19 protein-coding genes are annotated in these 20,109 nt (G+C 73.1%); 10 read left to right on the top strand and 9 right to left on the bottom strand.

Annotated features, from left to right (window positions below; all coding sequences use genetic code 11):
* Positions 1 to 88 precede the first annotated feature (88 nt).
* Both FHX44_RS01590 and FHX44_RS01585 read right to left on the bottom strand, forming a co-directional pair.
* The gene (locus FHX44_RS01590; protein ID WP_147253814.1) at positions 89 to 1,123 is read right to left on the bottom strand and encodes a DUF4097 family beta strand repeat-containing protein; all 1,035 of its coding nucleotides are present in this window, start codon (positions 1,121 to 1,123) and stop codon (positions 89 to 91) included.
* A 5-nt stretch (positions 1,124 to 1,128) separates the two neighbouring features.
* Positions 1,129 to 1,647: a toxin-antitoxin system HicB family antitoxin gene (locus FHX44_RS01585; protein WP_147253813.1), complete on the bottom strand. Its 519-nt coding sequence runs from the start codon at positions 1,645 to 1,647 to the stop codon at positions 1,129 to 1,131.
* A 98-nt stretch (positions 1,648 to 1,745) separates the two neighbouring features.
* Between FHX44_RS01585 and thyX the strand changes: the two genes are divergently transcribed.
* Both thyX and FHX44_RS01575 read left to right on the top strand, forming a co-directional pair.
* A complete protein-coding gene (thyX, locus tag FHX44_RS01580; RefSeq protein WP_147253812.1) occupies positions 1,746 to 2,498 on the top strand; it encodes an FAD-dependent thymidylate synthase in 753 nt (250 codons plus the stop codon).
* 159 nt (positions 2,499 to 2,657) lie between these two features.
* Complete coding sequence (locus FHX44_RS01575) at positions 2,658 to 4,112, top strand: MFS transporter (RefSeq protein ID WP_147253811.1); 1,455 nt, start codon at positions 2,658 to 2,660, stop codon at positions 4,110 to 4,112.
* Positions 4,113 to 4,122: 10 nt separating this feature from the next.
* Here the strand turns inward: FHX44_RS01575 and FHX44_RS01570 are convergent, their stop codons facing one another.
* On the bottom strand, positions 4,123 to 5,136 hold the full coding sequence (locus FHX44_RS01570; RefSeq protein WP_212612291.1) for a Bug family tripartite tricarboxylate transporter substrate binding protein: 1,014 nt from the start codon (positions 5,134 to 5,136) through the stop codon (positions 4,123 to 4,125).
* 130 nt (positions 5,137 to 5,266) lie between these two features.
* On the opposite strand from FHX44_RS01570, the gene FHX44_RS01565 reads away from it, so the two are divergent.
* From FHX44_RS01565 to FHX44_RS01555, 3 genes are all read left to right on the top strand, one after another.
* Entirely contained in the window at positions 5,267 to 5,890 is a 624-nt protein-coding gene (locus FHX44_RS01565) for a TIGR03085 family metal-binding protein (RefSeq protein ID WP_147253810.1), read from the top strand.
* A 113-nt stretch (positions 5,891 to 6,003) separates the two neighbouring features.
* The gene (dapA, locus tag FHX44_RS01560) at positions 6,004 to 6,993 is read left to right on the top strand and encodes a 4-hydroxy-tetrahydrodipicolinate synthase (protein WP_147253809.1); all 990 of its coding nucleotides are present in this window, start codon (positions 6,004 to 6,006) and stop codon (positions 6,991 to 6,993) included.
* Between the two features lie 198 nt (positions 6,994 to 7,191).
* On the top strand, positions 7,192 to 8,865 hold the full coding sequence (locus tag FHX44_RS01555) for a ribonuclease J (RefSeq protein WP_170309264.1): 1,674 nt from the start codon (positions 7,192 to 7,194) through the stop codon (positions 8,863 to 8,865).
* Positions 8,866 to 8,920: 55 nt separating this feature from the next.
* Here FHX44_RS01555 and FHX44_RS01550 read toward each other — a convergent pair whose 3' ends face one another.
* Genes FHX44_RS01550 through FHX44_RS01535 form a run of 4 tightly spaced genes read right to left on the bottom strand, consistent with a single transcriptional unit; the run spans position 8,921 to position 11,845 of the window.
* Positions 8,921 to 9,832 carry an ABC transporter substrate-binding protein gene (locus FHX44_RS01550; protein WP_147253807.1) on the bottom strand — a complete coding sequence of 304 codons (912 nt, stop codon included), beginning with the start codon at positions 9,830 to 9,832 and terminating at the stop codon, positions 8,921 to 8,923.
* Positions 9,829 to 10,716, bottom strand: a complete 888-nt coding sequence (locus FHX44_RS01545) for an alpha/beta fold hydrolase (RefSeq protein ID WP_147253806.1) — start codon at positions 10,714 to 10,716, stop codon at positions 9,829 to 9,831. The genes FHX44_RS01550 and FHX44_RS01545 overlap by 4 nt, the downstream gene beginning before the upstream one ends.
* Positions 10,717 to 10,727: 11 nt before the next feature.
* The gene (locus FHX44_RS01540) at positions 10,728 to 11,237 is read right to left on the bottom strand and encodes a hypothetical protein (RefSeq protein WP_147253805.1); all 510 of its coding nucleotides are present in this window, start codon (positions 11,235 to 11,237) and stop codon (positions 10,728 to 10,730) included.
* On the bottom strand, positions 11,237 to 11,845 hold the full coding sequence (locus FHX44_RS01535) for an RICIN domain-containing protein (RefSeq protein WP_170308730.1): 609 nt from the start codon (positions 11,843 to 11,845) through the stop codon (positions 11,237 to 11,239). Before FHX44_RS01535 ends, FHX44_RS01540 begins: the two co-directional genes overlap by 1 nt.
* Before the next feature lie 192 nt (positions 11,846 to 12,037).
* Between FHX44_RS01535 and FHX44_RS01530 the strand changes: the two genes are divergently transcribed.
* The 5 genes from FHX44_RS01530 to FHX44_RS43730 all read left to right on the top strand — a co-directional run bounded on the left by FHX44_RS01530 (position 12,038) and on the right by FHX44_RS43730 (position 16,283).
* A complete protein-coding gene (locus FHX44_RS01530; RefSeq protein WP_147253803.1) occupies positions 12,038 to 12,700 on the top strand; it encodes a Crp/Fnr family transcriptional regulator in 663 nt (220 codons plus the stop codon).
* A 24-nt stretch (positions 12,701 to 12,724) separates the two neighbouring features.
* Positions 12,725 to 14,773 (top strand): adenylate/guanylate cyclase domain-containing protein, encoded by a 2,049-nt coding sequence (locus FHX44_RS01525; RefSeq protein WP_212612290.1) that lies wholly within the window; start codon positions 12,725 to 12,727, stop codon positions 14,771 to 14,773.
* 567 nt (positions 14,774 to 15,340) lie between these two features.
* Positions 15,341 to 15,703, top strand: coding sequence for a DUF222 domain-containing protein (locus tag FHX44_RS01520; RefSeq protein WP_170308729.1), 363 nt, complete (start codon positions 15,341 to 15,343; stop codon positions 15,701 to 15,703).
* Complete coding sequence (locus tag FHX44_RS01515) at positions 15,676 to 16,131, top strand: HNH endonuclease signature motif containing protein (protein WP_147253801.1); 456 nt, start codon at positions 15,676 to 15,678, stop codon at positions 16,129 to 16,131. Before FHX44_RS01520 ends, FHX44_RS01515 begins: the two co-directional genes overlap by 28 nt.
* Positions 16,132 to 16,157: 26 nt before the next feature.
* A complete protein-coding gene (locus FHX44_RS43730; RefSeq protein ID WP_281287864.1) occupies positions 16,158 to 16,283 on the top strand; it encodes a hypothetical protein in 126 nt (41 codons plus the stop codon).
* A gap of 190 nt (positions 16,284 to 16,473) precedes the next feature.
* On the opposite strand, the gene FHX44_RS01510 is transcribed toward FHX44_RS43730, so the two are convergent.
* Together FHX44_RS01510 and FHX44_RS01505 are read right to left on the bottom strand one after the other, a co-directional pair.
* Positions 16,474 to 19,104, bottom strand: a complete 2,631-nt coding sequence (locus FHX44_RS01510; protein WP_170308728.1) for an ATP-binding protein — start codon at positions 19,102 to 19,104, stop codon at positions 16,474 to 16,476.
* Between the two features lie 318 nt (positions 19,105 to 19,422).
* Positions 19,423 to 20,091: an RNA polymerase sigma factor gene (locus FHX44_RS01505; RefSeq protein ID WP_170308727.1), complete on the bottom strand. Its 669-nt coding sequence runs from the start codon at positions 20,089 to 20,091 to the stop codon at positions 19,423 to 19,425.
* Positions 20,092 to 20,109 lie beyond the last annotated feature (18 nt).

Here is a 20,109-nt window from a genome sequence, read left to right as displayed (position 1 = left end):
GTGTGCGAGCGGCTCTCCTGCACCGACCCGGCCCCCGGGCCCCCCACGCCCGGGCTCCCCCCGCGCCGGTCAGGCAGGTTCGTACGTGTCAGGCCGGGACGGCCGCGCGGGCGACGAGGACGTCGCCGCTGCCGGTTCGCCCGCGCACCTGCACGGTCACGGGCTTCTCCGGTGGCACGGTGGCCACGTCCAGCTCGCTGCGTGCCTTCCCGGAACCGGACACCAGGTCGAGCTCGGCCCCCACACCGGGGTGCACGCCGATGCGGACGGCGCCTGATCCCGTGGCGAACTGGAGGTCTCCGCTGCGGGCGTCCGAGACGGTGACGTCACCGGAGCCGGTGCGCAGCCGCACGTCGCCGTTCACCTCGCCGAGGACGATGTCGCCGCTGCCGGTCTTGATCTCGGCGGGGCCGCCGGTGCTCGCCACCCGGATCGCGCCCGAGCCGGTGCGCAGCCGCGCCCGCCCGGTGACGGGGCCGAGGTCGATGGCGCCGGAGCCGGTGGTGACGTCGGCATCGCCGTCGACGCCGTCCAGCGTGGCGTTGCCGGAGCCCGCGCGCACGCCCGCCCAGCCCGCACGGCCGCTGGCCCGCACGTCGCCCGCGCCGACCCGCGCCGCCAGCCGCGACCGCGTGGGTGCCCACACGGTGATCGCGAGCGGCACCGCACGCAGCGGGAGCTCCTGCGACGAACGCACCACGAGCCGGCGTCCACCGTCGGACCAGCTGATCTCGGCGGCCGACACGGCGTCGACGGCGAGCTGCTCCGGGTCGCCGAACCCGGCTCCGGCTGCGGTGCCCAGCCAGTTGATCAGGCTGGAGATGCCCTGGGTCCAGGTGTTGCTGGCCGCCGGATCGTGACGTACCTCGACGCGCAGCTCGCCGCCGCCCTCGGGGAGGTCCTCGAGGTGCACGCGGATGCGGCCGACGTCGGTGGCCAGCTCCAGCTCGGCGGGGCCGTCGACGGGCCAGCTCTGCTGGCGGACCAGGCCGGGGCCGGGCTCGTCGGCGGAGAAGTCGTCCTTCGAGAAGTTCTCGTTCTTGTCGAAGTTCTCGTTCTTGTCGAAGTTCTCGTTCTTGTCGAAGTTCTCGTTCTTGTCGAAGTTGATGTCGGACTCGCTCACGTCACTCACCCCTCCACCCAGCCGCGCAGGCGCTTGCCGCCGCGGTCGCCCGTCCGGTCGCCGTGGCGGCCCTGCTTGCGGTGGCCCGCCAGCGCGCCCTGCACGGCCTGTGCGACCCATGAGTTGAGCGAGACGCCCTGCGCCGCCGCGGCCTGCTCGGCCTGGTTCTTGATCTGCTCGACGAGTCGCAGCGTGATGCGGCTGATGTCTCCGGTGTCGGCGCCCCGGAAATCGCCGAACCCGCCGAAGGGTGGGCCCGCGTCGGGTTCGGGTTCGGCCGTCTCGTCGCGGCTCACCGCGACGCGGACGTCGCGGCCGTCGAGGCGCACCTCGACCACGCGGTCGCCGAGCGCGGCGGTGACCTCGGCGGCGAGGTCGGAGAGGGCGTTCATGAGCGCGAGGCGCGCCGCAGGCTCGATGGCTGCGCCGAGCAGCGCCCCGGTGCGCTGGGTCTGCTCGTCGCCGGCAGCGGCCGCGGACGCGAGGTCCTCGCGCAGCTGCTGCACGTACTGGCTCAGGTCCATGATGTCACTATGGCGTCATCGATGACGCCAGTCAAGGAGCCTTCTGGCGTCACATGGTGTCACGCGGTTCCTGCCGTGCCCGTGGCTACGCTTCCGCCATGCCGCAGACCGCTCCGCTGGGCGTTCAGCTCGTCGCCAGGACCGAGTTCATCGCGCCCGAAGGCGTGCCGTGGACCACCGACGCCGACGGCGGCCAGGCGCTCGCCGAGTTCGCCGGCCGGGCGTGCTACGAGTCGTGGTCCAAGCCGAACCCGGCCACGGCCACCAATGCCGGCTACCTGCGCCACATCCTGGAGGTCGGCCACCTGTCGGTTCTGGAGCACGGCACGGTGAGCTTCTACCTCACCGGCGTCTCCCGCTCGCTCACCCACGAGCTCATCCGGCACCGCCACTTCTCCTACAGCCAGCTCTCGCAGCGCTACGTGCCCGAGCGGGACGCCGCGATGGTGGAGCCGGACGTCATCGCCGACGACCCGGAGCTGCACGAGCTGTTCGCCGAGGCGGCCGCGGCGTCGGTCGCGGCGTACGAGGCGCTGCTGGAGGGCCTGCAGAAGAAGTTCGCCGACGTCCCCGACGCCACCCTGCGGCGAAAGCAGGCGCGGCAGGCGGCGCGCGCGATCCTGCCCAACGGCACCGAGACCCGCATCGTCGTCACGGGCAACTACCGGGCATGGCGCCACTTCATCGCCATGCGGGCCACCGAGCACGCCGACGTCGAGATCCGCGGGCTCGCGATCGAGTGCCTGCGCCAGCTGCAGCGCGAGGTGCCCAACGTGTTCAACGACTTCGAGATCGGCAAGCTCGAGGACGGCACCGAGATCGCGTCGAGCCCGTTCGTCACGGAGGGGTAGGCCCGCCCGTGTGCCTCGATCCGTGATCAGTTCGTCGACGGGGGCACGTGACGCGGCACCGACTGCTCGGTCAGCAGGCTCTCCCGGATCGAGAACGCCCAGCGCCAATCATTCGCGGCGGGTGAGGACGCCGGGCGGCGCCCGCTCCACCATCGGGCCATGCCCAGCACCGCAGGTGGCGAAGGCGCAGCCCTGGCGGCGGCGAGGGCAGCGGTACTGCCGCTGGCGCTGGCGCAGTTCGTCGCCAGCTACGCCGCCTCCAACATGAACGTCGCGATCACGTCGATCGCCACCGACCTCGGCACCTCGGTGACCGGGATCCAGACCACCATCACCCTGTTCACGCTGACGATGGCGGCGCTGATGATCCCGGGCAGCAAGCTGACCGACATCTGGGGCCGCAAGTTCTGCTTCCAGCTGGGGCTCATCATCTACGGGTCGGGCGCGCTGCTCGCGGCGCTCGCGCAGGGGCTGCCCCTCCTCGTGGTCGGCTACTCGCTGCTCGAGGGCGTCGGTTCGGCGCTGCTGATCCCGCCGATCTACATCCTCATCACCACGCTGTTCGACGACAGCACCGCCCGCGCCAAGTACTTCGGTGTCGTGAGCGGTGCTGCTGGGGTCGGCGCCGCGGCCGGGCCCCTCATCGGCGGGCTCATCACCAGCTCCATCAGCTGGCGGGCGTCGTTCATCCTGCAAGTGCTGATCGTGGCGGCGATCATCTGGCTGGGTCGGGGCATCGCCGACCCGCCGTTGCCGGAGCAGCGGCCCGCGTTCGACTGGGTAGGCGCGGTGTTCTCTGCGCTCGGCCTGTTCTTCGTGGTGTTCGGGGTCCTGCAGAGCGGTGAGTACGGGTGGGGCACGGCCACGCAGGCCTACGCGATCGGCGGCACCGTGATCATCCCGCAGGGCGGGATCTCGCCGGTGTGGTTCTACGTGGGTATCGGGCTGGTGCTCCTGGCCCTGTTCATCGGCTTCGCGTGGGTGCGGGAGCGCAACGGCCGCGCCCCGCTGGTGTCGGTCAGGTTGTTCACCAACGTCACCTCGAACCTGGGCCTGCTGACCCAAAACCTCCAGTGGCTGGTCCTGCAGGGCTCCTTCTTCGTGATCTCGGTGTTCCTCCAGCAGGTCCGCGGCTTCTCGGCGATCGAGACCGGGCTGGTGCTGGTGCCCGCGACGATCGGCCTCCTGCTGTCGTCGGGGGCTGCTCCGCGCATGGCCCGCCGGCACAGCCAGCGCAGGCTGATCCGGTTCGGCTTCTTCGTCACGACCCTCGGCCTGGGCCTGTTGCTCCTGCTCGGCGGGACGGCTCCCAGCGTCTTGAGCTACATCCCGGGCCTGTTCCTCATGGGCGTCGGCGTCGGGATCATGCTCACCGCGTCGGTCAACCTCGTGCAGTCGGTGTGGCCGGAGAACGTCCAGGGTGACATCTCCGGCGTGTCGCGCAGCGTCTCGAACCTGGGTTCGTCGCTCGGTGTGGCGATCGCCGGCTCGCTGGTGGCCGGCGCCGTACCGGGTGGCGGCCAGTACTTCTCCGCGCTCGTGATCGTCGGTGGCTTCGCGATCATCGGCTGGTTCGCGGCGTTGCTGATCCCCTGGCGCGGGACGCGCCGGTAAGCCGTTCCGGTCAGCCCTCGTCGCCGAACGGGATTCCGTACTGGTCGATCAACGCCTGGTACCGGTCGCGGGCCGCGGTCCACTCCGACACCACCTGCGCGCCGTCCACCTCGTAGGGCGAGAGCAGCCGCTGGGTGTTGAAGTCCTTGTACTCCTGGGACCCGAACGCCGCGGTGAAGGCCCGGCGCAGCCGGTCGAGCACCGGCGCCGGGGTGCCCTTCGGGGCCACGACGGCGCGGTACTGGGACACCGTGGAGTCGAAGCCCGCCTCGACGGCCGTGGGGACGTCCGGGAAGTACTGGCTGCGCTCCTTGGAGAACACGACGATCGGCGTGATCGAGTCGAGGTGGGACTTGGCATCGCCCAGCTGCACGCCCGCCACGTCGATCTGGCCGCCGAGCAGCGCAGTCATGGCGGGCGACGCACCGTCGAACGGGACGGCGTTGCCCTCGATGCCCGCCTGGGAGAAGAGCAGCGCCTGGGAGAGCTGGCTACCGGTGCCCACACCCGTGGTGCCGTAGCTGATGGGCCTGGGGGCGTCGACCAGGTCCTGCACGGTGCGGAACCCGGTGGCCGGGTTGGCCACCAGGATGAAGTCGTCCTGCGAGATGCCGGTGACGACCTCGTAGTTCCGGATGTCGATGGCCTCGTTGGCGGGCACGGCGAGCGGGGTGATCGCCACCAGCGAGGCGTTGATGACCATCAGGTTCTGGCCGTCGGGCGCCTTGGTGGCGAGCTCCTGGGCGGCGAGGGCTCCGTTGGCGCCCGGCGTGTTCACCACCGGCACGGGCACGCCGAGGTCATCGGTGGCGACGTTCGCCAGCGCTCGCGCGATCAGGTCCGTGCTCCCGCCGGGGTCCTGGCCGACGCTGAGGTTGATGGCGCCGCTCGGGAACGTCTCGGCGGCCTGGCCGCCGCCGCTGCCACCACCGCCCAGGTTGCCGCCGCACGCGGCGAGGGAGAGGACGAGCGCCGCGCCGGCACCGAGAAGCGCGGTTCGGCGGGTGTACCTGATCGGGGCCACCTCGATCTCCTTCGATCCACCGGCGGGAACGCCGCGAAGCGTAGGAGAGCCGTTCCATGCCTGTCCAAGGCAAAACGAGCATGGAGTGATACCTCTGGAGCATCATCGGTTCCCGAGTACAGTCCAGATCATGAGCCTTGCGAGCCGGGAGCGAGCCGCGCTCAGCGACGAGCTGCTCAGGGTGGGCCCCGACCGCCCCACGCTCTGCGATGGCTGGAGCACGCGCGACCTCCTGGCCCACCTCCTCGTCCGGGAGCGGGAGCCGCGTGCGGCGGCGGGGATCCTGATCCCCGCGCTGGCGGCGGTCACAGAGCGGGCGATGGACGGCTACCGCGAGATGCCGTGGGACGAGGCCGTGCAGCTCTTCCGCGGTGGCCCGCAGCGGTGGTCGCCGTTCCGGATCGAGCGGGTCGACGCGACGGCGAACTGGAACGAGTTCTTCGTGCACCACGAGGACGTGCGCCGCGGCGTCCCCGGCTGGGAACCGCGTGAGCCCGACGAGGAGCGCGACGCGCACCTGTGGGCGGGCACGCGGTGGATGCGGATGCTGCTGCGCCGCAGCCCGGTGGGCGTGGTGCTGGCGCGCCCGTCGGGAGAGCGGCACGTCGTGAAGACCGGACCCGGGGCCGTCACGGTGGTCGGCGAGCCGGGCGAGCTCGTGCTGTTCGCGTTCGGCCGCGACGCCGTGCGGGTCGAGCTGCAGGGCGAGCCGGGTGATATCGAGGCCCTGCGGGGCGCTCCGCGCGGTGTGTAGGGAGTTGGCCGTGGTGCGCCGGGGTACCGTCTTCCCATGAGCGAGCTTGCGAGCGAATCATGGGCGCAGCGTCTTGGGCGAATGCCCGCGACGAGCCCTAGCGAGGAGCTGGCATGAGTCCCACCGCCCTGCCGGGCCGCCCGTTCGGCCGTGTGCTGACCGCGATGGTCACGCCCTTCGACGCCGAGGGGCGGCTGGATCTCGCCAAAGCCGAGGAGCTGGCCACCCACCTCGTCGAGCTGGGCAACGACGGGCTCGTGGTCAACGGCACCACCGGCGAGGGGCCGACCACCAGCGACGAGGAGAAGTCGGAGCTGATCCGGGCGGTGGTGAACGCCGTCGGCGACCGGGCCACCGTGGTCGCGGGCGCCGGCACCTACGACACCGCCCACAGCATCCACCTCTCGCGGGAGGCGGAGAAGGCGGGCGCCCACGGGTTGCTGCTGGTCACCCCGTACTACTCGCGGCCGCCGCAGTCCGGGCTCGTGCTGCACTTCACGGCCGTCGCCGACGCCACGAACCTGCCGGTGATGCTCTACGACATCCCCCCGCGCAGCGTGATCCCGATCGACGTGGAGACGCTGCAGCGGCTGTCCGAGCACCCGCGGATCGTGGCGGTCAAGGACGCGCGCAACGACCTGCGCGTCGGCACCGAGGTGCTCGCCACCACCACGCTCGCCTACTACTCGGGCGACGACCCCGTGAACCTGCCGTGGCTCTCGGTCGGCGCGGTCGGGTTCGTCAGCGTCATCGGGCACGTGGTGGCCAACCGCCTGCGTGAGCTGCTCGACGCGTACGAGGCCGGGGACGTCGACCGGGCCCGCAACCTGCACTACGCCACGATCCCCGTGATCCGGGCGATGGGCCGCGTCGGCGGTGTGCTGTTCGCCAAGACGGCGATGCGCCTGCGTGGCATCGATGTCGGCAACCCCCGGCTGCCGCTGCCGCCGGTCACCGAGGAGCAGGAGGCGGCGATCGCGAGTGACCTGCAGTCCGCAGGCATCGCGCTCGCCACCGACACCCACCGCGTCGACGACCACGGCCAGGGCGCGCTCGGCGCGCGGGCCGCCGCCGACCTCGGCGCCGAGGTGGCCTACCACTGAGCGGAGCTCGCGGACTGAACGGACAGCACTGAACCTGCGCCGGCGAGGGCCTGCGCCTACCTGTACTGCGAGGAAACGAGTTTGAGTCGTCCCCCAGCACGGTCCGACCGCTCCCGGTCCGACCGTCGCTCCCGCCCGCCTCGGCGTGACCGCGGCCGCCCGACGGAAGCTCCGCCCGAGGAGGTCAACCGCGCGGAGCTGCCGTCCAACCCGCCTCCGCCGCTCCCGGAGGGCGGGCTGCGTGTGGTGGCGCTCGGCGGCATCGGCGAGATCGGCCGCAACATGACGGTATTCGAATACGACGGGCGGCTGCTCGTCGTGGACTGCGGCGTGCTGTTCCCGTCCGAGGACTCGCCGGGCGTCGATCTGATCCTGCCGGACTTCCGCGCCATCGAGGAGCGGCTCGACGACATCGACGCGCTCGTGCTCACCCACGGACACGAGGACCACATCGGTGCCGTGCCGTTCCTGCTGCGCCAGCGGCCGGACCTGACGATCGTCGGGTCCCGGTTCACGCTCGCCCTGGTGGCGGCCAAGTGCAAGGAGCACCGGCTCACCCCGCACCTGCTCGAGGTGAAGGAGGGGGAGCGGCTGCACCACGGCGCGTTCGACTGCGAGTACTTCGCCGTGAACCACTCGATCCCGGACGCGCTCGCCGTCGCGATCCGCACCCCCGCCGGGCTGGTGCTGCACACCGGTGACATCAAGCTCGACCAGCTCCCGCTCGACGGTCGTCTCACCGACCTGGCGGGCTTCTCCCGGCTCGGCGACGAGGGCGTCGACCTGTTCCTCGTCGACTCCACCAACGCCGACGTGCCGGGCTTCGTGATCTCCGAGCGGGAGATCGGCCCCGTGCTCGACGGGGTGTTCCACCGCGCCGACGCCCGGATCATCGTCGCCTGCTTCGCGAGCCACGTGCACCGCGTGCAGCAGGTGCTCGACGCCGCGGTGGCGCACGGTCGCCGCGTCTGCCTCGTCGGCCGCTCGATGGAGCGCAACATGGGTCTGGCGGTCGACCTGGGCCTGCTCCAGGTCCCCGACGGGCTGCTGGTGGACCTCGACGAGGCGATGGACCTGCCCGACGCGGAGCTCGTGATCGTCTCCACCGGCTCGCAGGGCGAGCCGCTGTCGGCGCTCGCGCGGATGGCCCGCGGCGACCACCGTTCCGTGCGGATCCGGCCGGAGGACACGATCATCCTGGCCAGCTCGCTGATCCCGGGCAACGAGACGGCCGTGTTCGGTGTGATCAACGGGCTGACCCGGCTCGGGGCCACCGTGGTGCACCAGGGCACCGCGAAGGTGCACGTGTCGGGGCACTCACCGGCGGGCGAGCTGCTGTTCCTCTACAACGCGGTGCGCCCGAGCAACGTGATGCCGGTGCACGGCGAGTGGCGGCACCTGCGCTCGAACGGCCGCCTCGCCGTGCAGACCGGGGTGCCGGAGGACGCGGTGGTGCTCGCCGAGGACGGCGTCGTCGTCGACCTGGTGGACGGCCGCGCGTCGATCACCGGCCGGGTCGAGGTGGGCCGCGTGTACGTCGACGGCCTGGAGGTCGGCGACATCGGTGAGAGCACCCTCGCCGACCGGTTGGTGCTCGGCGAGGGCGGCTTCATCTCGATCACGGTGGCGGTCGACGCGAACACCGGCCGGGCGGTGTCCCCGCCCAAGCTGTCCGGTCGCGGGTTCTCCGACGACCCGAAGGCGCTCGACGCCGTGCTGCCGCTGGTGGAGGACGAGCTGTCCCGCACCGAGTCCGAGGGCATCACCGACACCCACCGCATCGCCCAGGCCGTGCGCCGGGTGGTGGGCAAGTGGGTGGGGGAGACCTACCGTCGCCGGCCGATGATCGTGCCGACGGTGTTCGCGGTCTGAGCGCCGGGGCGGGCGGACTCCGGGACGCCGGAGGGCGGCGATCTCGAAACGTCGTTCACCGGCCACCGAAGAGCCGCTCGAGATCATCCACGATCGCCCGGGCCCAGAGGAGCCCGGCGCCGACCCACCGGTTGCCGTCGACCTCCAGGACCTGTCCGGCACGCACCGCGGGCAACGTGCTCCACAACGGGTGGGCCTTCGCCTCGGCGAGGAGGGCGGCGCCGTCCGGGCCCGAGCCGTACGCGATCAGCCACGGCGCGCCGACCTGCCCGAGGAGCTCCAGGCTCAGCGACTCCTGGCTGCGCTCCGGGCCGACGGGCGTGAGGCCGACGGACCGCAGGATGCGGGTCGAGTCGCGGTCGTCACCGAACATGCGGAACACCCCGGCCTCAGTGAACCCGATCTGGGCGACCGCGATCGGCGGCCCCGCCCCCACCCGTGCCCGCACCTGCCCCACCCGCGCCTCGAAGGCCGCGAGCTCGGCCTCGGCGCGCCCGCGGCGGTTCACCGCGTCGCCGACCAGCAGGAACGCCTCCTGCCACGCCGTGCGCTCGGGGATCGGCACGGCGGGGGCGAGGGCCCCCAGCCGTGCCCAGCTCGGGTCGTCGGCCAGCCACTCCCAGCCGAGCAGGAGGTCGGGCCGGGTGGCCGCGACCGTCTCGACGGACGGTGGAACCGCGTCGCTCGTGACGATCCCGCCCGGCAGGTCCACCCAGCCCTCGGCGAACGTCCCCGCGTACACGGGGGTGATGCCCAGCGCGAGCACGTCGACGTCGCAGGAACCGATCAGCGCCGCGACCCGCGAAGGCGCCTCCGGCACGAGCACCGGGCCGCGGGCCCCCGCGACGCGCCGGGTGGCCTGCGCCGGGCCCGGCCGCCGGGCGGCGCAGCCGGCGAGCGCGAGCACGCCGGCCGCGGCCGAACCCGAGAGGAACCGCCGCCGGGTGAGGACCGGATCCGTGGTCACCTGCCTGCAGGTCCGACGAGCGCGGTCAGCACCGGCGGATCGGTGAGGTACACCTCGTGCCCGGCACCCGCCACGATCTCGGGCTCGACGCCCGCGAGCTTCCCGAGCACCGACGAGGCCGCGCCGACCAGCTCGTTCGGTTCCGTGCCGACGGCGACGGTGACGGGCACCGCGGACAGCTCGGCCGCGGTGAACGGACGCAGGGTGATCGCAGGCTCGTCGCGGATCATCGGTTCGGCGTTCGCGCGGGCCGCGGCGAACTCCGGTGCGTCGGTGGACACCGGGACGCCGAGGATCACGGTGAGCAGCAACGCCTGGGCGCCGACGTAGTCGCCCGGATGATCCCGCAGGTGCGCCTCGATCGGTGCCATGATCGCCGCGTTGATCGCGGCCGCGTCGGGCAGCACGCCCGAGGCGGGCGGTTCCCAGGCGACCACCCGGGCGACGGCCTCGGGATGGCGGGCGGCCAGCGCGAGCGCCACGACGCCTCCGGAGCTGACGCCGAGCACCGTCGCGGGTGCGGCGTCCAGCGTGGCGAGCAGCGCGGCGGCGTCGTCGGCGTGCTGGTCGGCGCCGCCACCGGGCCAGCCGGCGCGCCCCGACCGGCCCGTGCCGCGCCGGTCGTAGGTGATCACCCGGTAGCCCGCGGCCGCCAGCGCTTCGGCCTGACCGGCGAGCATCGAGCTGTCCTCGCCGCCACCGTGCACGAGGAGCAGCGGTGGGCCCTCGCCACGCTGCTCGACGTGCAGGGTCGTATCCGCTACGGCGACGAGTCCGTTCGTGTCGATCACGTTTCCCTCCCGGGGAACCATCGGGCCCGCGCACGCCGTGAAGGCGGTGAGCAGGGCTGCGACCGCAGCCGCGATTCTGCTGGAATCGGTCATGGACGGCCTGCTCACTTGCGGACGAGGGGCTTGCCGTCCTTGCCGACGGCCGACCAGTTGCCGCCGACCCCGTCGCCGGTGACGTCGCCGGGCGCCTTGTCGTCGACGAACCAGTAGAGCGGCCAGCCAGCGAGCGTCACCTGGCTCGTGCCGTCGGCGCGCTGCATCGTGCCGACGAGCGTGCGGTCGACGGCGCCGTCCAGGGTGATGGGGCTGCCGTCGGACAGCACCGGTGGCCAGACCGCGAGGCAGTCGTTCTCGCAGATCGACCGGGGTGGGGCGGCCGAGTCGGCCTCGAACCGGTAGAGGGTGCGCCCGTCCGAGGTGAGCGTCTCCCCGAGCGAGGTGCGCGCCAGCGCGAGCGCGACCGGGCCGGGGCGCGACAACGGTTCCGCGGTGGGTGCGGCCGGCTCCCCGGCGGCCGGCGGGGGGACCGGGGGAGCCGCGGAGCCCTGCCCGCAGCCCGCGGCGAGCACGAGCGTGAGCAGCGCGGCGGCGCCGGCGATCGTCCTGCTCCCCATCACGCGCCGCCCACGCCGAACGATTTCGGGCTCACGAAGAACAGCTGGTTGCCGGCGCGGTCGCGATCGTCCTGGTTCCGCGGGGCCGACGGGTCGCGGCGCGGGAACGCGTTCTGCACGACGCCGCCGCTGACCCGCTCCATGTTCAGCCCGCTCTGGACGTTCTGCAGCGCGCTGGGCGGCACCCTCGTGGGGCGTCGCCACAGCTGGCTGTCGGTCCCGTCGCACGGCCGCAGCACCAGACGGGCCCCGGCGTCCCGCGAGTCGCCCTCGACGTCGACGCAGAGCTGCACGCTGCTGCCCTTGACGCTGGGCGTGTGCACGAGGCTGATCGTCCCGCCGCCGCGTCCGGGTCGCTCGGTCCAGGTCTGGCTGTCCGGGGTGTCGTTCGCCCGGCCGATCCGGGGCGCGAAGCGCAGCGGCGAACCCGCGGTGGAGGCGCGGGGCTCGAGCAGTTCGTCGTCGATGCGGACGACGCGATCCGGGGTGTCCCGCAGCTGTCCAGGCTGTGCCGCTGCCGGGGTGGCGAGGCCGGCGAGGGACGCCAGCACCGCGGTGCCCAGCAGAGTCCCGGTCAGGTGCCGGCGTGCACGTGTTCGAAGAGTCATGACGATCCTCGGTCGACGATCAAGGCCGCCGGTCGGCGGCACCCCGGGACACGCCATCGCACCGGCGAATGTTCACGCCGATGTCCGGGATCGGCAGCCGGACGCCGCAGATGGGCACCGATTACCGATGCAGCGCGATCATGCCGTCCCGAGCATCGGGGTCACCCCACCATCAGAGGGAGGCCGTGGTAGATGACCCGGACGTACCCGTCGCTGCTGCAAGGGCTCGACGACGATGCCCGGCGGAGCCTGATCGCCCAGAGCCGGCCGCGCCGCTTCCGGGCCCGCGACATCGTCTGCCACGAGGGCGACCCCGGCGACTCGCTGCACGTCGTCGTGTCGGGGAAGCTCGCGGTGCGGGTGACCACGCCGGTCGGCCAGATCGTGACGCTCTCGCTGCTCGGTCCCGGCGACTCGTTCGGGGAGCTGGCCCTCCTCGACCCGGCGTCGCTGCGGACGGCCACGGTCGTGGCGATCGAGGAAGCGCACACGCTCACGCTCACCGGCGCCCAGCTCGACGTGCTGCGCCGGCGCCACCCGCAGGTCGACGCCTACATCACCGAGACGCTCACCTCCTACGTCCGGCGGCTGTCGGCGATGGTGCTCGAAGCGCTCTACCTGCCGGTGGAGGACCGGGTCACCCGGCGGCTCGCGCGCCTGGCGCGGCTCTACGCCCTCGACAACGGGAGCGCGGAGATCCGCCTCACCCAGGACGACCTCGCGAGCATGGCCGGCACCACCCGGGCGACCGCCAACAAGGTGCTGCAGGAGCTGGCCGGCCGCGGGCTGCTGACGCTCGGGCGGGGGCGCATCTCGGTGCCCGACCGGTTCGCCCTCGACCGGGCTGCGCGATGAGGGCCGTGCGATGAGGGCGGTGCCGTGACGGGGCGCTTCGTCGCCGGCTGGCTGCTGCCGGTCTGCCTCCCGCTCGCCGGCCTGGGGCTGCTCCTGGTCCTGCCCGCGGCAGACGTGCACTACCAGCACCACGGCGCGCATTTCTGGATCGTGCTCGCGACGTCCGCGGTGGCGCTCGCGTTGGCGGTCGTGATGCTGCGGGCGGTGCGTCGCCGCCAGGACGCCCGGCTGTTCCTCGTCGCGTTGGTGTTCCAGCTGAACGCGGGCTTCCTCGGGGTGCACGCGCTGGCCACGCCTGGGCTGCTGATCCCGGAGTCGAACGCGGGCTTCGTCTCGGCGACGCCGGTCGGGCTGGTGCTCGGCGGGATCGCCGCGCTCGCGTCCGCCGCACCGCTCGGCCCTGCGGCGGCGACCCGGGTGATGCGCTGCCAGACGCCGCTCGCCGCCACGCCGTGGCTGCTGCTCGGCGTGTGGACGGCCCTGACGTTCGCCCGTGTCCCGCCGCTCCACCTGCATCCCGACGAGATCGAGACGCATCCGCTGGTGGCGGGCGGTGTCGTCGTAGGCGCCGGGCTGTACCTGGCCGCCGCCGTCCGGTACCTGGACGTGTACCGGCAGCGCCGGTCGCCGCTGCTGCTCGCCGTGCTGACCGCGTTCGTGCTGCTCGCCGAGACCCTCGTCGCCGTCGCGCTGAGCCGCAGCTGGCGGGTCTCCTGGTGGGAGTGGCACGTCCTGATGGTCGCCGCGTTCGCGCTCATCACGCTGAGCGCGCACCGCCAGTTCCGGCGGGAGGGATCCGGCCTCGGCCTGTTCGACAGCGTCACGCTGCGGCAGACGCTCGCCGCGATCCACGGCGACTACTCCCGCGCGCTCGAGGAGATGGTCGAGGCCGTGCGCAGGCGCGCCGAACCCGGTGCCGACGTCGGCACGGACCTGAGCGCCGACGTCGCCCGCCGGTTCCAGCTCACCGAGCGGCAGGTGGCCATCCTGCAGGAGAGCGCGGAGGCGCTGGGGCGCGAGCGCGAGCAGGTGCGCCGGCTGCACGCGCTCGTCGCGATCGGGGAGCGCGCCAGTGTGATCCGGGGTGAGCGGGAGCTCCTGAGCGAGGTGATGGCGCTGGCGACGGGAGCGTTCCGCGGTGACGCTGTGCGGCTGGGGCTCGTGCGCTCGGGGCTCCTCGCGTTCGCGGACGGACGGCCGGCCCGGGACGGCATCGCCGTGCGGGCGCTGCGCGAGCTGCGCCCGAGGTGCTCCGCAGACGGGGCCACGTTCGTGCTGCCGCTGGCGGTCAAGCGGGCCGCCGCCGGGGTCCTGGAGGTCCATCGCCCGCGTGGCGCCTTCCCGGAGGCCGAGCGGGCCGTGCTGACCTCGCTCGCGAGCCAGCTCTCGGTCACTCTGGAGAACGCCCGGCTGTACGCGCAGCTCGACGGGCTCTTCCGCTCCTACATGTCGCCGTCGGTCGCCACGGCCCTGCTCTCCGACCCCGAGCAGGCCGGCCTCGGTGGCCGCGTGGCCGAGGTGAGCGTGCTGATGGCGGACCTGCGCGGCTTCACGCCGTTCTCCGAGCGCAGCTCGCCGGAGGCGGTCGTGGCGATGCTCAACACCTACTACGGCGCGGTCGTCCCGGTGATCCTCGAACACGGCGGCACCGTGGTGCAGTTCGTCGGTGACGCCGTGATGGCGATCTTCAACGCGCCCGTCCGGCAGCCCGACCACGCCCTGCGCGCCGCGCGCGCTGGCCTCGGCCTCCACTGCGCGGTCGAGACCGTCGCCGCGGGCCGGTCGGACTGGCCGCGGTTCCGGGTGGGGATCAACACCGGTCCGGCGCTGGTCGGCAACATCGGCGCGGCGCAGATGCGAAACTTCACCGCGATCGGCGACACCACCAACCTCGCCGCCCGCCTCGAAGCCATCGCCGAGCCCGGCCAGGTCGTGATCGGGGCGGCGACGATGCGGCAGCTCGGGCCGCTCGCCCGCACCGGCGGCCGGCGGGCCGTCCGGGTGGCCGGCAAACGCGACCCGGTGACCTGCACCGTCCTGGAGGGGATCGAGCCGGCCGTGGCCCGAGCCTAGTGGTCCCGACCGGGAGTCCTGCACGTATCTCGACGGCCCAGCTTCCCACTGGGCGCCCCGGCGAACCGGCCGAGACGCCTCGGTACGAGGCCGGCCCGCCGGCACACCGAGTGGAAACCAATTCCGAACTCGAGGGTGGCGGCGTCCGATCGGGGGCCGGGGAACGCTTCTCGCGGTGGGCGAGCCTGGTCGCCTCGGGCGGCCGTTGCGATCGACCTCAGCTGTGTCTCGGGCGCTGTCACGCCGTTCGCGGCGTGCCTCGCGCGCGGGGAGGGTGGCTGGGTTGGGATCACTACCGAATAGCGTGGTTGCTTTGGCGGCCGTCCCCGGCTTGAGGGCACGGCGGTTCTCGACGAGACCGTCACCGCCGGGTGCCTACGCAACTATCCTGTGGTCCCGACCCAACCCCCGCGGGCTCACAACCACGCAGTTGCCGTCGTTCCGCCGCGTTCCGTGCCGCCGCGTTCCGCGGAACGCGGCCCACCCTCCACAGGGGCCAGGAATTGTCGGACCCGACTGCCATCCTTTGGGTCGAACATTGACTCAGGGCGCTTCGGGAGGTTTGTCGTGTCGATCATTTCGCTCCCGACCCCACTACAGGCCATACCCCTCGACGACCTGGAATCCGAACTCCTCGGTCTGGCCGGGCACATCGCCGCCGCCGAATGCCGATTCCTACAGTTGCTGGCCGAGTTCGACCAACGGAACGGCTGGGCCGGTGACGGGATTCGCTCCTGTGCGCACTGGTTGTCCTGGCGGGCCGGGATGAACCTGCGCACCGCCACCGAACGCCTCCGCGTGGCGCACGCCCTGCGCAACCTGCCGCGCATCCGGGAGGCGTTCGCCGCCGGGCAGCTCTCCTACTCCAAGACCGCACCCACTCCGAAGAGGCCTCCGGGCCGGTGGTCGAGCGCGGGAAGGCGCAGGTGATCGTGCACCTCGACACCACCACCGGCACCGCCCGCCTCGACGACGGGCCCGAGATCCCCGCGACGACGGCGGAGCGGCTGGCCTGTGATGCCCGGGTGCAGGTGCTGCTCAACGACCGGACCAGCACCCGCATGTATCGGGGTCGCAACCGGCGCCTGGCCACCCCCGCCCAGATCGCCGCCCGCACCGTGCGGGACGGGGAGGGGTGTCAGTTCCCCGGCTGCACCCACACCCGGCATCTGCACGCCCACCACGTCGTCCCCTGGTGGTCCGGCGGCCGCACGGATATCGACAACCTGATCCTGGTCTGCTCCTTCCACCCCACCGCCTCATCCACGACCACGGCTACCGCATCCGCCGACTGGCCGGTCGATGGGAGTTCCGCCGACCCGATGGCCCCCCGATCCCGGCCATCCCAACGCCGTTGACCGGCAACACCGAAAGCCTGATCGAAATGCACACCCGCGCTCGGCTACAGATCGACCACACCACCCTCACCCCCGACTGGTACGGCGACCGCCTCGACCCTGAACCCATCCTCGAGGCCCTACTCCCCCGCTGGATCCGCACGGCCGCGTGAGCGCGTTCCGCAGAACCCAACAAATGGCTCCGATAGCCGCGTGGGGAGGCGGGAACGGCCCACGAGATAGTTGCGCAGGCGCCCGCCAGGAAGCGATCCGTCGAAAACGGGCGTGCCCGAGCAACCACACCATTCGGCAGTTATCCGCCACCGATCGCCTACGACCACGGATCAGATAGGACTGACTCGTCTAGCGGCGGCTCCCGCCCCGACGCCGCGGCATGTCCAGCGTGCGCGCCACCGCGGCGGCGGCCCGCCGGGAGCGGACGCCGAGCTTGTCGAACACGTCTGCGACGTGGTGGTTGACCGTCCGCACGGACAGCACGAGCTCCGCCGCGATCTCGGCGTCGGTCAGGCCCTCGGTCAGCAGGGCGAGCACCTCCAGCTGGCGTTCGGTCAGGCGGGCGGGGTTGGCGCGGGTGCTCGTCGAGGGCCGCCGGGGCACCTTCGTGACGCCGGCAGCGGCCAGATTCCCCCGCACCCACTCCGCGGCGGGCCGCGCGTCCAGGGAGTCGAGCACCTTCAACGCCTCCAGCATGGGCGCGGGCTCGCTCGACGAGGCGAGCTCGAGGGCCCGTTCGTACGGGTCGCCGACGTCGGCCCACCGGGCCGCCGCCTCCCGCCAGTCGCCGCGCAGCCCGGACGCCCAGGGCTGCGGGCAGGCGGGGAACTCCGGTACCGGGACCCCGGCCCGGCTCCGGTACCGCAACACCTCGCCGATCACGGGGGCGATCCCGAGCCGGCCGTCGGCCCCGGCCATCAGGGTCTCGACGACGACGGTGGACCGGTCCGGCCGGCCCGCCAGCCAGGACCATTCGGCGATGGCCGGGCCGGCGAGGGCCAGCCCCGTGACGGACCGCTGTGCCACGGCACGGTCCCAGGCGTCGAACAGCATGCCCTCCGCCGCGGGGTCGCCGCGGCGGGCGAGCAGGCGGGCGTGGGCCGCGACGCTGAAGACGCTCAGCACGCCCGCGGCCCCCGCGTCCGCGACGAGGCCTGCGAGCAGCTCCGCCGCGTCCGTCCAGTCGCCACGTCGCAGGAGGAGCAGGCCGCGGTGCGCCTGGAGGGCGTAGGCGTGCGACCACAGCCCGCGCTCGAGGGCGAAGGCGACGCCGTCGTCGAGGACGCGGGCGAGCTCGTCACCGCACCACGACCGGTGCAGCGCCTCCGCCAGGTTGGTGTAGGCGCGCGCGGCCGTCTCGTGCGCCCCCGCCGATCGGGCGATCGCGATGCTCTCCCGCAGCGGCACGAGCCCGGCGGGGCCCTCGAGGTCGCCCCGCGCCATCCCGATGCAGTTCAGGCACATCGCGGAGAGGTACGGCTTCCCGACCTGCTCGGTGAGGCGCTGGGCCCGGGCCAGCACGTCGAGGGCCGTGCGGGACCGCCCGGTGAGCGTCAGCATCGACCCCTGTGCGATGAGCGCGTTCGCCACGTGCTCCACCGAGGCGTGCGCGGCCTCCAGCACCTCGACGGCACGGCCCGCGGCCTGCTTGGCCTCCGAGGTGGCACCGGTCATGTACAGGTGGCGCGACATCCGGGCGAGCACGTCGGCGAGGGCCTCCCGGTCGTCGAGCGTCTCGTACCGGCGGACCGACTCGCTGCTGAACCGCACGGCCTCGTCGAAGCGCTGGGCGTTGCCGAGCTCCCACGCGTACTCGTCGAGCAGGCGGGCGTGTTCGGCGGGCGGCAGCGTCGCGGCGTACCTCAGCGCGACGCCGAAGTGGGCGAGCGCCTGCCGGTTCGACCCGAGCCGGGCCGCGGCCCGGCCGGCCTCCGGCGCGTGCTCGGCGACCGCCTCGGCGTCGTCCGCCTCGACGGCGTGGTGCACCACCCGGTCGAGGTCGGGCTGTGGCTGGGCGAGCAACGAGGCGACGACGGCCTGGTTGAGGCGCCTGCGCCGGATCACCGGCAGGCGGGACTCGACGGCGCGCCGCGCGAGCTCGTGCCGGAACGCGAGCCCGTCGGGGCGCACCTGCAGCATCCCGTACCGCTCTGCCTCCTCGAGGAGCCCGAGCCCACCACCCAGCAGCGACTCCGCCAGCTCGAACTCGACGACCGCCGGCACCACGGCGAGCTGCTCCAGCGCATCTCGGGCCGCGGGCGTGAGCTGGCTCGACCGGGCGATGACCGCGTCGGAGACCGTGCGCGGAACGGTGCCCGGCGGCGATGCGAGCGTCTCGGACACGAAGAACGGGTTCCCGCCGGTCAGGGCGTGCAGCTGGGCGGCGTCCCACCGCGCCCCCTGCGCGGCCCGCGTCGAGGTCAGCTCGCGCACCGCGTCGGCGGACAGTGGCTGGAGCTGGATCCGGTGTGCCCGTGACGCGCCGAGCTCGCCGAGCAGCGCACGCAGCGGGTGCGTGGGATCGACCTCGTCCGCCCGCAGCGTGAGCACGAGAACGGCCGTCATCGAGGAGATCCGCCGCGCCACGTGCTGCAGCACGTCGAGCGTGGCGTCGTCGACCCACTGCAGGTCCTCGACCACGAGGACCGTGACCGGCGGTGTGTCGAGCTCGCGCGAGGCCGCACCGAAGACGGCCTCCAGGTCACGGTCGACGACGGCCCGCTCCAGCGGGCCCCCGCTGCCGCGGGCGGCGTCGCGGAGCGGGCCGAGGGGCCGCCTGGCCCGCAGGTCGTCACATGCCCCGACGAGGACCCGCACCTCACGGGGCAGGCGCGAGAGGAACGCTCGGACCAGGCTGGACTTGCCCATCCCCGCCTCGCCGCCGATCAGGACGACGGACCCGGAGCCGGCCGCGGCCGCGTCGACCGCCGCGAGCAGCGCGTGGATCTCCGCGTCGCGCTCGAGCAGGTCCGGCCCCACCGCGCCATGCTCCCACGCAGCCGGCCCACCACCCATCGGTCAGGAGACCCGCGTGATCGTGCTGCGCAGCTCGTCGCGCGCGGCGGCGGGTGAGTGGTTCGTTCCTTCTCGTGACGCCACATCAACCGCATGCGATGAGCCACCTCCCGGCTCGTCCGTGCGCATCGGCGTCACACCGTGGCGGGCCGAGGCCGCGGCCTCTGTTCCCGCCGGGTCGTGCCACTGCGCCGGGGTGGTGCAGGGGTCACCCGCCCCCGCCGCTCGATCCTGCGCCCGCCGCGGCGGCGCCTGCATCGGCAACCGCTGCCCATACCGGGCCTACCGGTGCCGGCCATCGTCGCCCAGCTCGGCGCGCAGTGCCCGCAGCGCGTAGTAGATCCGGCTCTTCACGGTGCCGACGGGGACTCCGAACCGGTTGGCGGCCTGGTCGTAGGTCAGCTCGTCGACGAAGATCGCGGTGAGGACGCCCCGGTGGGTCGGGGTGAGCGCGGCGAGCCCGCCGCGCACCTGCTCGGCCGTGTCGAAGCGGGCGTAGGTGTCGGACGGGTCGGCCTGCTGGGCGACCTGCTCGGGGTCCAGGTGCAGCGTCGGGCGGCGTCCGCGCCTGCGGGTGGCGTCGATCACCGCGTTGCGGGCGATCGCGAAGAGCCAGGTGCGTATCTGGGCCGTCTCGTCCCGGCTGCTGCCGTCGCGGACCCGGAAGGTGGCGCACCGGCGCCATGCCCGCAGGAACACCTCCTGGGTGACCTCCTCCGCGAGCCCGTGGTCGGCCAGCGCGCGCCGGCAGAACCCGGTCAGCTCGCTGGCGTGGCCGGTGTAGGCCGTCGCGAACCCGTCCTCGGTGCAGAGGCGGGCGCAGTGGGGGGCGCACCCCGCCGGGGCGGTCTCGAGGGGCCGTGGCACGACCTCGGCACCCGGCGGGGCGGCCGGCTCGGGAGCACCGGGCCGTTCGGCGACGGTCCGGCAGCGTGTTTCGAGCATCAGCATGGAGACACTTCCTACGGT

The sequence above is a fragment of the Pseudonocardia hierapolitana genome (assembly GCF_007994075.1).
In the GTDB taxonomy this organism is placed as follows: domain Bacteria; phylum Actinomycetota; class Actinomycetes; order Mycobacteriales; family Pseudonocardiaceae; genus Pseudonocardia; species Pseudonocardia hierapolitana.
The sequence above is the reverse complement of the archived record's forward strand: the minus strand, read 5'-3'. Positions and strand labels throughout refer to the sequence as shown.

Excerpts from the sequence above, each read along its gene's own strand:
- FHX44_RS01575 (WP_147253811.1), top strand. The coding sequence starts at position 2,658 with ATGCCCAGCACCGCAGGTGGCGAAGGCGCAGCCCTGGCGGCGGCGAGG.
- FHX44_RS43730 (WP_281287864.1), top strand. The coding sequence starts at position 16,158 with ATGCACACCCGCGCTCGGCTACAGATCGACCACACCACCCTCACCCCC.
- FHX44_RS01505 (WP_170308727.1), bottom strand. The coding sequence starts at position 20,091 with ATGCTGATGCTCGAAACACGCTGCCGGACCGTCGCCGAACGGCCCGGT.
- FHX44_RS01585 (WP_147253813.1), bottom strand. The coding sequence starts at position 1,647 with ATGGACCTGAGCCAGTACGTGCAGCAGCTGCGCGAGGACCTCGCGTCC.
- FHX44_RS01530 (WP_147253803.1), top strand. The coding sequence starts at position 12,038 with ATGACCCGGACGTACCCGTCGCTGCTGCAAGGGCTCGACGACGATGCC.
- thyX (WP_147253812.1), top strand. The coding sequence starts at position 1,746 with ATGCCGCAGACCGCTCCGCTGGGCGTTCAGCTCGTCGCCAGGACCGAG.
- dapA (WP_147253809.1), top strand. The coding sequence starts at position 6,004 with ATGAGTCCCACCGCCCTGCCGGGCCGCCCGTTCGGCCGTGTGCTGACC.
- FHX44_RS01545 (WP_147253806.1), bottom strand. The coding sequence starts at position 10,716 with ATGACCGATTCCAGCAGAATCGCGGCTGCGGTCGCAGCCCTGCTCACC.
- FHX44_RS01540 (WP_147253805.1), bottom strand. The coding sequence starts at position 11,237 with ATGGGGAGCAGGACGATCGCCGGCGCCGCCGCGCTGCTCACGCTCGTG.
- FHX44_RS01535 (WP_170308730.1), bottom strand. The coding sequence starts at position 11,845 with ATGACTCTTCGAACACGTGCACGCCGGCACCTGACCGGGACTCTGCTG.
- FHX44_RS01565 (WP_147253810.1), top strand. The coding sequence starts at position 5,267 with ATGAGCCTTGCGAGCCGGGAGCGAGCCGCGCTCAGCGACGAGCTGCTC.